General features: G+C 44.9%; 15 protein-coding genes. 3 read left to right on the top strand and 12 right to left on the bottom strand.

Annotated features, from left to right (window positions below):
- Window positions 1–184 precede the first annotated feature (184 nt).
- On the top strand, window positions 185–1612 hold the full coding sequence (locus JOD82_RS22860; RefSeq protein ID WP_165149965.1) for a pyridoxal phosphate-dependent decarboxylase family protein: 1428 nt from the start codon (window positions 185–187) through the stop codon (window positions 1610–1612).
- Between the two features lie 198 nt (window positions 1613–1810).
- Here the strand turns inward: JOD82_RS22860 and JOD82_RS22855 are convergent, their stop codons facing one another.
- The 7 genes from JOD82_RS22855 to JOD82_RS22825 all read right to left on the bottom strand — a co-directional run bounded on the left by JOD82_RS22855 (window position 1811) and on the right by JOD82_RS22825 (window position 8165).
- The gene (locus tag JOD82_RS22855) at window positions 1811–2380 is read right to left on the bottom strand and encodes an SF0329 family protein (protein WP_069012885.1); all 570 of its coding nucleotides are present in this window, start codon (window positions 2378–2380) and stop codon (window positions 1811–1813) included.
- A gap of 54 nt (window positions 2381–2434) precedes the next feature.
- A complete protein-coding gene (locus tag JOD82_RS22850; RefSeq protein ID WP_209949973.1) occupies window positions 2435–3424 on the bottom strand; it encodes a tRNA dihydrouridine synthase in 990 nt (329 codons plus the stop codon).
- 359 nt (window positions 3425–3783) lie between these two features.
- Window positions 3784–4080, bottom strand: a complete 297-nt coding sequence (locus JOD82_RS22845; RefSeq protein ID WP_245249115.1) for an N-6 DNA methylase — start codon at window positions 4078–4080, stop codon at window positions 3784–3786.
- 13 nt (window positions 4081–4093) lie between these two features.
- On the bottom strand, window positions 4094–5809 hold the full coding sequence (gene rlmD / locus JOD82_RS22840) for a 23S rRNA (uracil(1939)-C(5))-methyltransferase RlmD (RefSeq protein ID WP_209949972.1): 1716 nt from the start codon (window positions 5807–5809) through the stop codon (window positions 4094–4096).
- 222 nt (window positions 5810–6031) lie between these two features.
- Complete coding sequence (locus JOD82_RS22835) at window positions 6032–6913, bottom strand: diacylglycerol kinase (protein WP_013308843.1); 882 nt, start codon at window positions 6911–6913, stop codon at window positions 6032–6034.
- 173 nt (window positions 6914–7086) lie between these two features.
- Window positions 7087–7875 (bottom strand): sirohydrochlorin chelatase, encoded by a 789-nt coding sequence (locus JOD82_RS22830; RefSeq protein ID WP_209949971.1) that lies wholly within the window; start codon window positions 7873–7875, stop codon window positions 7087–7089.
- Window positions 7875–8165, bottom strand: a complete 291-nt coding sequence (locus JOD82_RS22825; protein ID WP_007428885.1) for a YerC/YecD family TrpR-related protein — start codon at window positions 8163–8165, stop codon at window positions 7875–7877. The genes JOD82_RS22830 and JOD82_RS22825 overlap by 1 nt, the downstream gene beginning before the upstream one ends.
- Window positions 8166–8391: 226 nt before the next feature.
- Between JOD82_RS22825 and JOD82_RS22820 the strand changes: the two genes are divergently transcribed.
- Window positions 8392–8907: a tyrosine protein kinase gene (locus JOD82_RS22820; protein ID WP_209949970.1), complete on the top strand. Its 516-nt coding sequence runs from the start codon at window positions 8392–8394 to the stop codon at window positions 8905–8907.
- A gap of 6 nt (window positions 8908–8913) precedes the next feature.
- On the opposite strand, the gene corA is transcribed toward JOD82_RS22820, so the two are convergent.
- The 3 genes from corA to JOD82_RS22805 form a co-directional block, all read right to left on the bottom strand.
- Entirely contained in the window at window positions 8914–9873 is a 960-nt protein-coding gene (gene corA, locus JOD82_RS22815) for a magnesium/cobalt transporter CorA (protein WP_209949969.1), read from the bottom strand.
- Between the two features lie 563 nt (window positions 9874–10436).
- The gene (locus JOD82_RS22810) at window positions 10437–11165 is read right to left on the bottom strand and encodes an amino acid ABC transporter ATP-binding protein (protein ID WP_039272400.1); all 729 of its coding nucleotides are present in this window, start codon (window positions 11163–11165) and stop codon (window positions 10437–10439) included.
- Window positions 11158–12606, bottom strand: coding sequence for an amino acid ABC transporter substrate-binding protein/permease (locus JOD82_RS22805; RefSeq protein ID WP_209949968.1), 1449 nt, complete (start codon window positions 12604–12606; stop codon window positions 11158–11160). Before JOD82_RS22805 ends, JOD82_RS22810 begins: the two co-directional genes overlap by 8 nt.
- 63 nt (window positions 12607–12669) lie before the next feature.
- On the opposite strand from JOD82_RS22805, the gene JOD82_RS22800 reads away from it, so the two are divergent.
- Window positions 12670–12813, top strand: a complete 144-nt coding sequence (locus JOD82_RS22800; protein WP_155271710.1) for a hypothetical protein — start codon at window positions 12670–12672, stop codon at window positions 12811–12813.
- 32 nt (window positions 12814–12845) lie between these two features.
- On the opposite strand, the gene JOD82_RS22795 is transcribed toward JOD82_RS22800, so the two are convergent.
- Both JOD82_RS22795 and JOD82_RS22790 read right to left on the bottom strand, forming a co-directional pair.
- The gene (locus tag JOD82_RS22795; RefSeq protein ID WP_029517123.1) at window positions 12846–13835 is read right to left on the bottom strand and encodes an inorganic phosphate transporter; all 990 of its coding nucleotides are present in this window, start codon (window positions 13833–13835) and stop codon (window positions 12846–12848) included.
- A 13-nt stretch (window positions 13836–13848) separates the two neighbouring features.
- Window positions 13849–14463 (bottom strand): DUF47 domain-containing protein, encoded by a 615-nt coding sequence (locus JOD82_RS22790; RefSeq protein WP_007428879.1) that lies wholly within the window; start codon window positions 14461–14463, stop codon window positions 13849–13851.
- Window positions 14464–14612 lie beyond the last annotated feature (149 nt).

Genomic DNA, 14612 nt, shown 5'->3' with positions numbered 1-14612 from the left:
TAACAGCAGAAATAAACTTGATAAAACGAACTCAACCTCATGAATATGGATTAAACCTGAGCCATATAAATATAGTCTGCATGTGGAGCCTAAAAATAAACGTAATGATGAAATCGGTGAATCTCACAATATGACAACAGATGTTATATTATACTTTGGTTGAAGTTAAACAAAGGAGATGCTTATGATGAATCAAGAACTAAATCAACAATTAGGTGAGATTATTGAGCAGTTCATACATTCATTTATAGCAGAAAACAATAACATTCGATCTCAAAAAGTAATCAACACTGCAGATGGGGATACAATAGCTCATTTAAGGGGAATTGGTTTTCCGAAAAAAGGAAGACCGATACAAGAGGTCGTCGATGAAATGAGGAAAAACGTCTATCCTCACCAAACCTTCATGCAACACCCTCGCTTTTTCGCATTGGTTCCTGGTCCAATGTCTCTTTACTCGTGGTTAGGAGATATCATGACTAGCGCCTATAATACCCATGCCGGAAGCTGGATGCTGAGTTCGAGCGCAAGCCTTTTAGAGGGGGAAGTGATACGGTGGATGTGTGACCAAGCAGGATATCCCAATACTGCTGGAGGCTTATTTCTGTCGGGCGGATCGCTGTCGAATTTGACCGCTTTAGCGGCTGCACGCAATGCAAGGTTATCCGAGCAGGAATATGCCATTGGAACTGCTTATGTTTCAGATCAAACTCATTCATCGGTCGCCAAAGGGCTACGCATCCTCGGATTCCGTAGTGATCAAATCAGAAAGGTTCCAAGTGATAAAAATTTTCGTATGGATGTTTCAGCCTTAGAGAAAAAAATAATGGATGATCAGGCGACTGGCATGAAACCTTTTGCGATCATTGCCACGGCAGGCACAACCAATACAGGAAGCATTGACCCGCTAAACGATATTGCTGACCTATGTGAAAAACATAATATTTGGTTACACGTGGATGGAGCTTACGGTGCATCGATTTTGGCCTCTTCGAAATATAAGCCCCTTTTGAGCGGAATATCGCGTTCAGATAGCATTACCTGGGATGCACATAAATGGTTAATGCAGACATATTCCTGTAGCGTAGTTTTAGCCAAAGAAAATCAACAGCTCAGAAACTGCTTCAGCACACATCCAGAATATTTGAAAGATGCCGAGACTAATGAAGAACATATTAATTATTGGGATCTGGGTCCTGAATTAACGCGGCCTGCTCGAAGTTTGAAACTATGGGTGACACTACAAGCTTTAGGAACTAATGCTGTCGGTGAAGCCATAGAGCATGGAGTTCAACTCGCAGAATGGGCTGAAGATGAAATCAAAAAACATAATCATTGGGAAATTGTATCCCCCGCTAAGTTAGCGATTGTTAACTTTCGATATGCGCCAACTGGATTATCTGAGCAAGAATTAGATTCACTGAATAGAAGGATCTCCCAAGAAATGACGACAAACGGATACGCCTCTGTGCTTACAACACAACTTAATGGAAAAACGGTTCTCCGAATCTGTGCAATTCACCCAGACACTACGGAAGATGAGATAAGGAATACAATTCAGCTTTTATCGAATATAGCAAGATCATTGAATGAGAGAAAAGTTTTTTTATGATGATAAATTATGAAAATGAAGTGCTACACTTTCTGTAAATAAATGAAAATGCTCAGCATTACGAAAATAAGAGGGGCACACCGCCCCTCTTTGCTGTTTTCCCAGACATCCAAATTATTTGCCATTGTGCAATGCAGCAACAATGAACAGCACTTAATCCTGACACGACGTGCCCCCATCAATGAAAGTTATTTATTTTCATAACGTACTACGCCGTAGTTCATAAAAATACTGCACAATGGGATGCTTTAACTTCATCTTCTCGGTCATGTTTAATATTCGTTTTTTTCCAACTCGTCTGTCCACTAAAGCTAAAATATTCAATAAGATATCATTACTCTCTAAGCTTTCCTCTATAGAATTAGTTAAAAATTTATTAGCTACAACATTAAAATTAGCCTTGCTTAATGAGGCCTGTGCTGAGAAAAGCTCCTTTGCATGTTCTGATATTTTTCTACCTCTTGCAATTACTTGTAGACGCTCCTCGGGAACGTTACCATTAGTATCTTTTCTGACCGTTTCAATGTCTTCATTGCTGATAGGAACTTGGATATCTGGATCATTCTTGATTTCCAACTCCGTCTGATACCATTTGATCGAACTAGTGATATCATTCATATTGAGTATGTTCTTCTTATCTACAGTTATATAACAGATTCCAGACTTATCAGGCAAATAACGGTAACTGGTCGCTCGGTATTCGACTCTTCCGTCTAACGCAGGACAGCGGAAGCTCTCCAGTTGTTGCTTCAATTTACTCCAGGACATATATCCTCCTATGTTTTCAATGCCTACTAACAGCCCGTCTCCCAACTTGGCAATTTAATTTCCACGTTCCTCTACCTCATCATGATCCTTGCTTCCAAACTCATCAAGCAATGTACGCACTTCACTTGTTGATTTGGCGTTCATTAAGCTGTTTCTGAGTTCACTTGCCCCTCGGAATCCACGGACATATATTTTGAAGAAGCGGGCGAGAGGGCTGAACGAACGTGGCTCCTGCGCTGAATAATGATCATGGAGATCTAGATGAAGCCGTAGCAGTTCAAGCAATTCCTCACTGCTGTGTTCCTTCGGCTCCTTCTCAAACGCAAATGGATTCTGGAAAATACCACGCCCAATCATAATGCCATCCACACCATATTGCTCAGCGAGCTTCAAGCCGGTCTGACGGTCCGGAATATCTCCGTTAATGGTCAGCAGTGTATCTGGTGCCACCTCATCACGAAGTTTCTTAATCTCCGGAATTAGTTCCCAGTGAGCGTCTACTTTACTCATTTCCTCTCTTGTCCGCAGATGAATGGACAAATTCACAATGTCTTGTTTCAAAATATGGGTTAACCAGTCGCGCCATTCGTCTACGGCAGTGAAACCGAGCCTTGTTTTTACACTCACGGGCAATCCCCCGGCTTTGGCGGCCTGAATGATATCCGCTGCGATTTCGGGATGGCAGATCAGGCCGCTTCCCTTCCCATTCTCGGCTACATTCGCTACAGGACAACCCATATTAATATCGATGCCTTTGAAGCCTTCTTTCGCCATACCGATGCTCATTTCACGGAAATATTCCGGCTTATCTCCCCAGATATGGGCCACCATGGGCTGTTCATCCTCTGTAAAAGTCAAACGCCCGCGTACACTTTTGTTCCCCTCCGGGTGACAATAACTCTCTGTATTCGCAAACTCCGTAAAAAACACATCCGGTCTGGCTGCTTCACTTACGACATGGCGAAACACAACATCCGTCACATCTTCCATCGGTGCCAGTATAAAAAAGGGTCGTGGCAACTCACGCCAAAAATTATTCGTCATATCAAAAACTCCTCTATAAATACCAGGACAAATCTTTGGTCCCAAAATGGTAAAGCTAATCTGTTCATGTCCTTGCTTCTTCTTCACATATATCATGTTTAAGCAACGTAGTTCAAACGGCAGTATATGTTAAGCATAGACATCTAAATGAGTATATCATACTCAATAGAGGAGCATACTCCCCAAAAGACTCGCAAAAAAAGGAAGAGCGCCCGCCCCTCCTTGCCATCTTCTATAACGTACTGCGCCGCAGTTCATAGAAATACTGCACGGCATTACTTCCCCCAGCCTATGCCGTTCCCATGCGAAATAGCTAAAAAAAGCCAGGAAATAATATCCTTGGCCCACTTCGTCAATTTCTACACATGAATACCCAAAATTTTCAGCTGTTCATTGATTTTGGCTTCAAGTTCAGCGATTTCTTGTTTATCTTGCTCTAAAAGCTTACTCACTTCGGCAAGGTTAATGACTTGCTCTTCTTCAAACGTATCCACGTAGCGAGGAATATTTAAGTTAAACTCGTTTTCTTTGATTTCTTCAAGTGATACCACGTGAGCATATTTATCAACATCTACACGATTTCGGTACGTTTCGATAATCTTATTGATGTTTTTATCAGTAAGTTTGTTTTGATTTTTACCTTTTTCAAACGCCAATACACCTCAACTATTAATCTTTTCTGACCAACAGCGCAACACTCTCCACATGAACCGTATGCGGAAACATATCTACAGGCTGTACTTCCACTGTTTTATACCCGCCATCCTCCAGTATCTTTAAATCCCGCGCCAGTGTGCTTGGGTTACAGGATACGTACACCACACGTTCTGGCTTCATCTCCAGAATGGTGTCGAGCAGGCGTGGATCACAGCCCTTACGGGGCGGATCGACGACGATAACGTCGGCGGTGATGCCTTGCTCTTTCCACGCAGGAATGACGTCTTCGGACGCGCCTACCTCAAATTTCACATTACGCATTTCGTTCAATAGCGCATTACTTCGTGCATCGTCGATGGCTTCTTTGACGATCTCCACCCCATACACCTGGTCTGCATGCTGAGCGAGGAACAGAGAAATCGTACCGATGCCGCAATACGCATCAATCACCGTTTCTTTGCCTGTGAGCCCGGCATATTCGACGGTTTTGCCATACAGCACTTCCGTTTGTACGGGATTCACCTGATAAAAGGATCTCGCAGAAATCGCAAACTGGACGTTTCCAATGTAGTCATAGATCACGTCACGTCCCCACAGTACACGAGTCTCGTCGCCAAAAATAACGTTCGTTCGCTTTGTATTCACGTTCTGGCATATGCTTGCCACGTGTGGAATATGCTCACGGATACTGCCGATCCACGCATCTGCATGCGGAATATCTCGTCCATTCGTGACGAGCACCAGCATCATTTCACCCGTGCGAAAAGCGGTCTTTACAACGACATGGCGCAGTAGCCCACGTCCGGTTTCTTCATTATATGCACTGATGCCCAGCATTCGGCCAATCTCTTTCACACGTGCGACAACTTCGTCATTACGCTCGTCCTGAATGAGACAGGTGTTCATATCCACAATCCGATGGCTGCCACGTGCGTAGAAGCCACCGACAAGCCCGCCCTCTGTGACACCAATCGGCACCTGGGCTTTGTTGCGATATCGCCAAGGCTCACTCATACCGAGTGTAGGATGCACGACTACGCCATGTACACTCGACAAATCAACGGACGTGCCGTCGTCACTAGTCACACTCAGCTTCCCGATACGCTCCAGCACGTCCACGACATGCTGGCGTTTCCAGCTGAGCTGCGCTTCGTAGCTCATATGCTGGATCTGGCAGCCACCGCATTGATCGTAGATGGCGCACGGAGCTGCAATCCGGTCAGGGCTAGCCTGCGCAATATCCAGCAGCTTGGCATAGCCGTACTGCTTTTTCGTTTTCAACACCTTTACTCGTACCTTTTCACCTGGCAATGCACCCGGAACGAACAGCGTAAAACCCTCGACACGTCCTACACCCTCGCCATCGTGGTTCATGCCGATGATGTCTATCACGGCCTCATCGTTCTTTTGTACAGGCAGATCGCTACGCTCTACACTAGACCGGTTACGATTGGAAGCATCATGACTTCGTCTACCGTTGGAAGAACGACGAGTATCTCGTCCGTTCTTTCTCTTCTTCCGATCCGAATCATTCACATTTTCATTCACATTTCCATTTTTATGTTTGATTTCGGCTTGAAGTAGCCCATTTCCAGCTCTAACTTGAGACTGTTCTGGTTCGCTCTCTCTTGTCGCCTTCATAGTGTTTTGGTGCTGATTTCCTTGAACAGGAGTTGCTGCTGCTGCATTCCGGCGGCTTTTTCCACGTCCGCTACGGTTATTCGTCATGAATGTCACTTCTTTCTGATCTTTTTTTTATGCGGTATTTTCTTTCGTACGTCTAATTTGAATGGTCATCTAAACATACAAACATCAACTCGAAAATGCCGTTACTCCCCACGGAGAACGGCAAGAACCAATATGCTCACACAAAAAAACAACTACCTACTCTGCATTCCATATACTATATTGCGTTGCCGTCCGGAAGCAGAAATATTTCCTCATCATTCCTCACCGGAAAACATTCAAATGATGCGGTAAATTCCGGAAGGTCGCTGGCAAGGTGCCCCCTAATTCGCCATCCAGGTTAAGCTGGACATAGCCAGGTGAGGTCACTTCCATGTAATCTGTTTTGAAATAAACAATCTTCTTGTCCTGCAAATGCTCACCACGCAGCGCGAGTGTTACCAATCGGATCATTTCCGCCAGATTGCATTTCCGCACAGCGATGACATCGAGCAGCCCATCATCTATTGTCGCCCCGGGAGCAAGCTTTTCAAACCCACCCACCGAATTCGTATTTGCAATCAGGAAGAGCATAAACTCGTCGTGGATCACTTCCTGACCCGATGCCTTGATGATCAGCTCCTGTGGTGCAAGGCTGACCATCTTCTCCATACCTTTAAAATAATACGCCAACTGGCCAATCATCGTTTTGAGCTTGCTCGGAACTTCATACGTAAGCTCGGTTAAAGTTCCCCCGCCTGCAATGTTGATAAAGTAGCGGTCATTCGCTTTTCCGATATCCAGTGGCTTCGGATTTTGACGAATAACGAGGTCGCAATAATCCTCCCAGTGCTTGGGGATGCCCAATGCTCTGGCGAAATCATTCGTCGTCCCCAGAGGAAACACACCTAGGGGCGGGCGGTTTTCTCTTTCAGCCATGCCGTTAATGACCTCATACAATGTACCGTCGCCACCAGCGGCGATAATCATGTCATACCCACGCTCAATGGCCTCTATTGCCGCACGTGTTGCGTCCCCTTCACCCGTAGTTGCATGGCAAGAGGCTTCAATACCACCTTCATCCAGGCGCTGCAAAACATCCGCAAGACGACGCTTCATTTCCTCACGCCCAGAGGTCGGATTATAGATTAATCTAGCTCTTTTCATTCCGTTACGCCACCCGTATATTTAATGATATTTATATTCACATCGCAGTTCATCATATTCAGTCTGTACAAAATATCATCATACTGGAAAAAGACCTCTTTTACAATAAAAGAAGCCAGACTTCGCCCAAATAAGGAAATTTAAGGCTTAAATGACGTTATAGCCGAACCAGACTATCTATTACTTGACCTCGCTTGCTTCTGCATGCTTTGCAATAATTCATGAATTTGCCTGTCTATCCAGCTTGTGAGCAAAGGATGCGGCAATAAAGGATCTCCCGAATAACGGTATTCGAGCCCCTGCAAGCGTTTAGGAATTATGTGACTTGTAAAATATCCCGAACTCAAAAATAGCGGCGCCACAATAACATCATGACCCCGATCCTGATTCCAGTACGCTGCCTTGTCGTACACACTCTCGGGATTTAGCAAAGCGTAGTCCGTGATGATACCACTCACGTTTTGCACCGTACGGGCCAACGAAGAAATCCCCTGCTCCCAGCGCTGAAAAAAGCCGTTGTGCACACTGCCGTGACCTACGAGTAAAATAACCTCTCCCGCAGGATCGGCCGACAGCAGGCGAACCTTGTCCCACACCATGTGAGCAACATCTTCTCCGTCATCCAGCGGGCTACCAAAATGCACTCGGGCTTTCAATCGAAACGGCTCCAAATCTGTTTCTTTGTCCGGCGCATCTTTGACACCCAGCGCATAGCTAATCTCATCTACATGCGTACTGCCTGATGACACAAACAAAGGAATAACCAATATATCTGTTACACCCAAGGCTTCCAGACGGTCAATACCATTTTGAATCAATCTTTCTTTAACCGTTTCCAAAAATGAAACCTCTACCGGTATTTCTTCCGGCAAATGAAGCTTTGCAACTGCCTGATCCACCTGTTCTACCCAATATGGCTCCCTAGAGCCATGGCTGATGACCAGTATCCCAGGGCTCCGCATTAGCGTCCCAGACGTTCCAGAGTCATTTTGTACCCGTCATTACCGTAGTTCAGGCAACGTTTAACACGTGAAATGGTAGCTGTACTGGCTCCTGTCTCTGCTTCAATCTGATTATATGTGCTGCCTTTGCCTAGCATACGGGCAACCTCCAGACGTTGGGAGAGGGATTGAATTTCGTTAATCGTGCACAGATCATCAAAAAACACATAGCATTCTTCCAAATTTTTAAGAGTTAAAATAGCTTCGAACAATTGATCAATACTTTTATCATTAAGCTTTTTAAGCTGCATGGATTATCATCTCCCAAGGTTACGATCTCTCCTCATTGTACCTGAGGAATAGTCAGTTTTTCAAGCATTAACGGTTTCACGCATTACAGAACAACATTATGATCATAGAAACATACCGTACGAATGCCCAAATCCGCTTTTATACCTGATTTCGGGACACGCGCCTAAACCCACTGTGCGTTTGTAACATACAGTAGAGTATCAACCTGCAAAGGAATGTGATCTCATGCCTGGACATTACTATCATCGGAGGGCGCAAACGCGTGCCATTTCCGATCCGTATAGTTCATCTCCTTATCCTGGACTCGATCCATACAGCGAGGTTCCGCAAGTCGATTCCTCCGCACTGGTTCCTTACGAGGCGCCAGCGAGTATAACAGACTCTGCCGTGGTTACGCCAGACCCCGCCCCTGCCAAAGGAGGACTGCTTGGCGGCCTTGGCAATCTTGGTAATCTCAACGATATTAAAGGTATTATTGACCGTATGGGCGGTATTGACGGGATTGTTGCTACGGTCGGCAAGGTACAAAAGATCATGTCTAGCGTGCAGCAATTTGCTCCGATGGCAAAACTGATTATGGGCTCGCTCCCAGCATTCAACAAAAACACAAGCAAAAAATCTACAACACAAATTACTGAGGAACTGGATGAATATACACCACCACGCCGACGCCGGAAAAAGACACAGCGCAAAAGTACCACTACCCCGCGCAGACGTCCGCGCAAACGCACAAGAAAGTAGACTATACTATTTGAACCAGCCTCGGCGCATAAACCAGACTACCATGGCAACACTCAACAAAAACATGAAAAACAGTACGCCAAAATATCCATATTTCCAGCCCAACTCGGGCATATTCGAGAAATTCATACCATAGATTCCTGCAATCAGCGTCAAGGGCATAAAAACGGTCGTAATTACGGTTAGCGTCTTCATAATTGAATTCATGCGATTGGAATTGAGCGATATATAACTGTCTCTCAGGTCGGCTGTCATCTCGCGGTCGGCCTCCAGCATGTCTGTCAGCTTCAATAAATGATCATATATATCGGTAAAATAAGCCATATGATCTCCTTGGCCCTGCACATGCTGCGAATTCAAAACTCGGTACATCAGATCACGCATAGGTACGATGGTACGGCGTAGCTTGAGCAGCCTGCCACGCAGGTCAAACACCTGCTTCATTAATTCCTCTACGGATTCGCGACCGCCCAAGCCCTCCAGCTCGGCCAATTCATCCTCAATCATAAAAAGACTCGGAAAATAGTTATCTACCAGCTTGTCCATCACCGTGTAGGCTGCAGACAGCGGTCCTCGCGACCATATTTTGCGTTCATTCGCATGCTGGACAATCCGCTCCCAGGCTTGATCCAGCTCCTCTAACTCATGATGGTGATATGTAACCAAAAAACGAGCGCTGATAAACATATCCACTTCTTCCGCAGCTAACGTATCTACATCGAGCGCATGCACGACCAGAAACTGCACATCCTCGTAATAATCCAATTTGGGACGTTGCAGAACATGCATACAATCCTCCACAGCCAATGGGTGAAAATGAAAATAACTCGTCAGCAGCTCCGTCTCCCGATCTGTAGGCTCGCTAAAATCTACCCACATCCATATGTAATCCTCCATGACGATCTGATCCAATGGTTTTCCCACTGTTACCTGATGATCATGGCCTATAGCCAATGTACGTATCACCGTACGTCCCCCTCGCTTGCATTTCCGTCTTATATGTTATTTATATTTTATATAAGCCAATCAGCATTATACAAATCTCACGCACTACATTTCCATACACTAAATAAGAAAAGGATATCTCAGGGTCAACAAGCCGTCCCAAGATATCCTTTATCCTCGTGCAGAGCAGTTCTTATCTTCAAAGCAAGCCTTTCACTTCAGAATTTTGCAAAATTCTCACTTATGAAAATAAACATCATAAGCCACAAAGCGGTCGGATGCTTACCTCGCTATATCCCCCTCGGCGCAGCAAGCACCGAGCTGCGTCGCGCCCTCTTCCCCTGCACCCACTCATTCAAAAGTGAGGCAGGCTCATGGCACGAAAAGGGCAATCAGCGAGCCGTAGCGTAGCGGGCCATTTGAATCTGGAGAAGCGAAGCGTTCGCCTTTGCCCTAGAATTTTCACCTTATAAGGTCTTTTATAATCGAAAAAATTCAAGGGCAACAGCGATCGAAAGATCAAATGGAACGCGGAGCGGTCTCACACTACGTCCTCACCTGCACTCACGGCAAACCTTGCCCACTTACAATACTTTTTCTAAGAAACTAATGGTCCGCTCGTTTTTCGGATTACCAAATACCTCTTGTGGCGTTCCTTCTTCTACGATGTAACCACCGTCCATAAACACAACACGGTCGCTTACTTCGCGTGCAAAACCCATCTCATGCGTTACGATCATCATCGTCATGCCTTCACGCGCCAGATCATTCATTACGCCAAGCACTTCGCCCACCATTTCAGGATCGAGCGCCGAGGTCGGTTCGTCGAACAGCATAATGTCCGGGTTCATGGCCAGCGCACGTGCAATCGCCACACGCTGCTTCTGACCGCCGGAAAGCTGCCCTGGCAGTGCATCTGCCTTATCGGCCAACCCCACACGATCCAGCAGCTTCATGGCCGTTTCCCGGGCCTCTGCCTTGGACTGTTTCCCCAGTTCAGTCGGCGCGAACATAATGTTCTTAAGTACGGTCATATGCGGAAACAGATTAAAATGTTGAAATACCATACCTATATTTTCACGGACTTTGTTAATGTCCACGTTTTTGTCACTCAAGTTGTAGTCATCGACAATGACCTCACCTGCGGTAATTTCTTCAAGCATGTTCATACAACGCAAAAACGTACTTTTCCCCGAACCAGACGGGCCAATGACACACACAACTTCGCCTTCACGTACTTGCATGTCGATGCCTTTTAGCACTTGATTACTACCATAGCTTTTTTTAAGATCTTTAACGATAATTTTACCCACGGCGAACTCTCCCTTCAAGACGGTTGGAAATTTTGGTCAGGACTGTAATGACGATAAGATACATCACCGCTACTACCAGCCAAATATCAAAGGATTGGAATGTCCGCGCAATAATGATCTTACCCGATTGGGTCAATTCGACCAGACCGATAACAGACAAAATGGACGTATCCTTCAACGTAATAACCAACTGATTGATAAACGACGGGATCATGATTTTCACAGCTTGTGGCAAAATGATTTTAAGCATAGCTGTCCGATAGGGTAGACCAAGCGAACGAGCTGCTTCCATTTGTCCCGGATCAATGGACTGAATACCGCCACGGATAATCTCAGTTACATACGCACCCGCATTCAGGGATAGCGTCAATACAGCTGCAACAAAAAGCGGCATTTTGAAATCCAGTGCCTGTGGAATACCAAAGTAAATAAAGAAAGCAAGCACGATCAGCGGAATACCGCGGAATATATCGACGAAAACAGTTGCAATACCACGGAACACCTTGTTATGGCTTACTTTCATAAAGCCAAACACCAACCCTAGAATAAAGGCTACGAGTAAAGATACAAGTGTGTACAGCAACGTATTTCCCATGCCTTTAATCAGCGAAGGCAGCGAAGCGGAAATCAGTCCCCAGCGGCTGGTCTCTACAGGCGCCACACCTTTGCCCGATTCGCCAAGGTATTTAGCCAATATCTTATCGTATTCCCCGCTATTACGCAGATTAACAAGCCCTGCATTAAATTTCTCCAGCAACTCCTGGTTCTTGCCCTGGTTAACAGCAAACCCGTAAGAAGCACCTTTTTCCTTATCTGTTACCAGCTTAAGGCCGTTATTCTGGTTTACACCGTATGCCAGTACCGGATAGTCATCAAAGCAGGCAACCGAATTACCTGTTTTAACTTCATCATACATTTGAGAAGAATCGTCGAACGGTACTGTAGTAAAGCCATATTTGGCCTTAATGGATTCTGCGAATGTATAACCTTCCGTGCCTGTTTTGACAGCGACACGCTGCCCTTTCAAGTCCTCATAGCGTTTAACCGTATCATTATCCTTGCGGACCGCCATGACGACGCCTGAATCAAAATAAGGCTCAGAAAAATCAAATTTCCGCTTGCGTTCATCGGTAATACTCATCCCGGCAATGACACCATCCACTTGATTCGTTTCAAGGGCCTGCACTGCCGCGTTAAAGCCAAGAGGCTTAATGGTATATTCAAAATTCTGATCCTTGGCAATAGCTGCCAGCAAATCCATATCAATTCCGACGAATTTACCATCTACATCTTCAAACTCAAAAGGCGCGAACGTTGTATCCGTGCCGATATCATACTTTGTTTTATTTTCTGCATGTGCCACTACACCGAAATTACCGGCCAGGGCAACCACAAAAAACAAACAAATGATAAGTGCTATTAGTTTTCTAGATTTTTGCATAATTTCCTCCAGTCAGTTGAACGGTTCAAAGTTTTCTGTTTATTTTACAGGAGTTATTAAAAATTGACTACTTTGATGTCAGGTATTTTTGAAAAACGTTTCATGGAACTATCTGGAGGTGTAAACTTTGAAGAAGCCGTTTTGCCCCAGAATGCCAATAAGCCCCTGCCGCAAAAAGCGGACGGAAGCTTATTGTGTGTTCTATAGTGTGTACCTATTTTTCAAGAAATAATAACGAACTAGAAAAGAATTTTGAAAATCAATCCAGATAACAGCGCAGCAATCGGTATCGTTATCACCCAAGTAATAATAATTCGACCGGCCAGCGACCAACGCACAGCGGAAAAACGCTTCGCAGAACCCACACCCAAAATAGCCGAAGTAATGGCATGAGTGGTACTTACGGGCAAATGAAGCAATGTAGCTGTGAAAATAACAGAGGCTCCCGAAATGTCGGCTGCAAATCCGTTAATTGGCTCGATTTTAAAAATCTTGGTTCCCATCGTCTTGATGATTTTCCAGCCCCCGATAGATGTACCTAGCGCCATGGCTGTTGCGGCTGAAATTTTTACCCACATGGGTACTTCCAAATGGTCCTGATACCCCGACGAAACGAGTGCGAATGTAATAATCCCCATCGCCTTTTGAGCATCATTCGTACCATGCGTGAACGACTGAAGCGCTGCTGTAATGACCTGCATTGTACGGAACCCTTTGTTCACCGTATGCGGACTACGATGAGCGAAGATGTATTTTAAAATCATCATCACGATGTAACCGACAACAAAAGCAATCAACGGGGAGAAAATAAGTCCTTCGACAATCCCGATGAAGCCGCTCCAGTTTAATTTTTCCGATCCTGCACCTACATACACCGCTCCAGCCAATGCACCAATCAATGCATGAGAAGAGGATGAAGGAATACCGAACCACCAGGTTAAGAGGTTCCAGATAATCGCAGCGATCAGCGTCGCAATGACGATATCAATTCCATTCGTAAGCTTGGTTGGATCAGCCACACTTCCACCAATCGTCTTCGCAACCCCTGTAAACAATATTGCCCCGAGAAAGTTCATGACCGCAGCCATAATAATCGCACGTCGCGGGGTCAATGCACGGGTCGATACCGAAGTTGCAATCGCGTTCGCCGTATCATGAAACCCATTAATAAAATCAAATGCCAGAGCAAGAAAAATAACAATACCCAATACCAGTAAACTTGTATCCATGTAAAAGGACTCCTTACGAGTTACGCATAATGATGGATTCCAGCATATTTGCAACATCCTCGCATGAATCCGTTGTCGTTTCAAGGCGTTCGTACAATTCTTTGCGTTTAATCAGTTCAATAGGGTCAGTTACAGTTGCAAACAGGTTTTTGATGCAAATACGCAACAATTCATCCCCCTGATTTTCCAAATCATTCAGACGAATAGTGTATTCACGAATGGCCAGCAATTTTTTCTGCGAAAGCAAATGTACAGCTTTCTGAATTTCGTAAGCTGATTGACGCAAAATATCAGCGAACTGCACAATATACTCGTCCGGCTCCGTAATGTTGTACATATAAAAACGGGAAGCCGTCGCTTCAAGACCGTCCAACACATCATCCATGGTTGTTGTCAGTTCCATGATGTCGTCGCGTTCCAACGGCGTAATGAAGGTCTTGTTCAGTTCAGTAATAATCGTGTGTGTGTAATCATCACACTTATTTTCATACTTCTTCATTTCATTTGTAAACAAAGTCACATCTTGAAGATTTGAAGTATGTTGGGCAAAATAATCGGCTGCTTGCACGATCGTATCTGCCATATTTTCCAACGTCTCGAAGAATATATCCTTTTTCTTCAATCTCATAACGATTACCCCTTTACGAAAATATCCGCAACCTGTTTCGACTGCAATAGACAACCTTTGCTATCTTATCACACTCATCAATGTTTTTGTAATGTTTGTAAAAGCAAATTTCATGATATACGTATACAGTGCCCGACATATAAGCTCAT

Origin of the sequence: Paenibacillus sp. 1182, assembly GCF_017833915.1 — a bacterium.
Taxonomy (GTDB): Bacteria; Bacillota; Bacilli; order Paenibacillales; family Paenibacillaceae; genus Paenibacillus; species Paenibacillus polymyxa_D.
The sequence above is the reverse complement of the archived record's forward strand: the minus strand, read 5'-3'. Positions and strand labels throughout refer to the sequence as shown.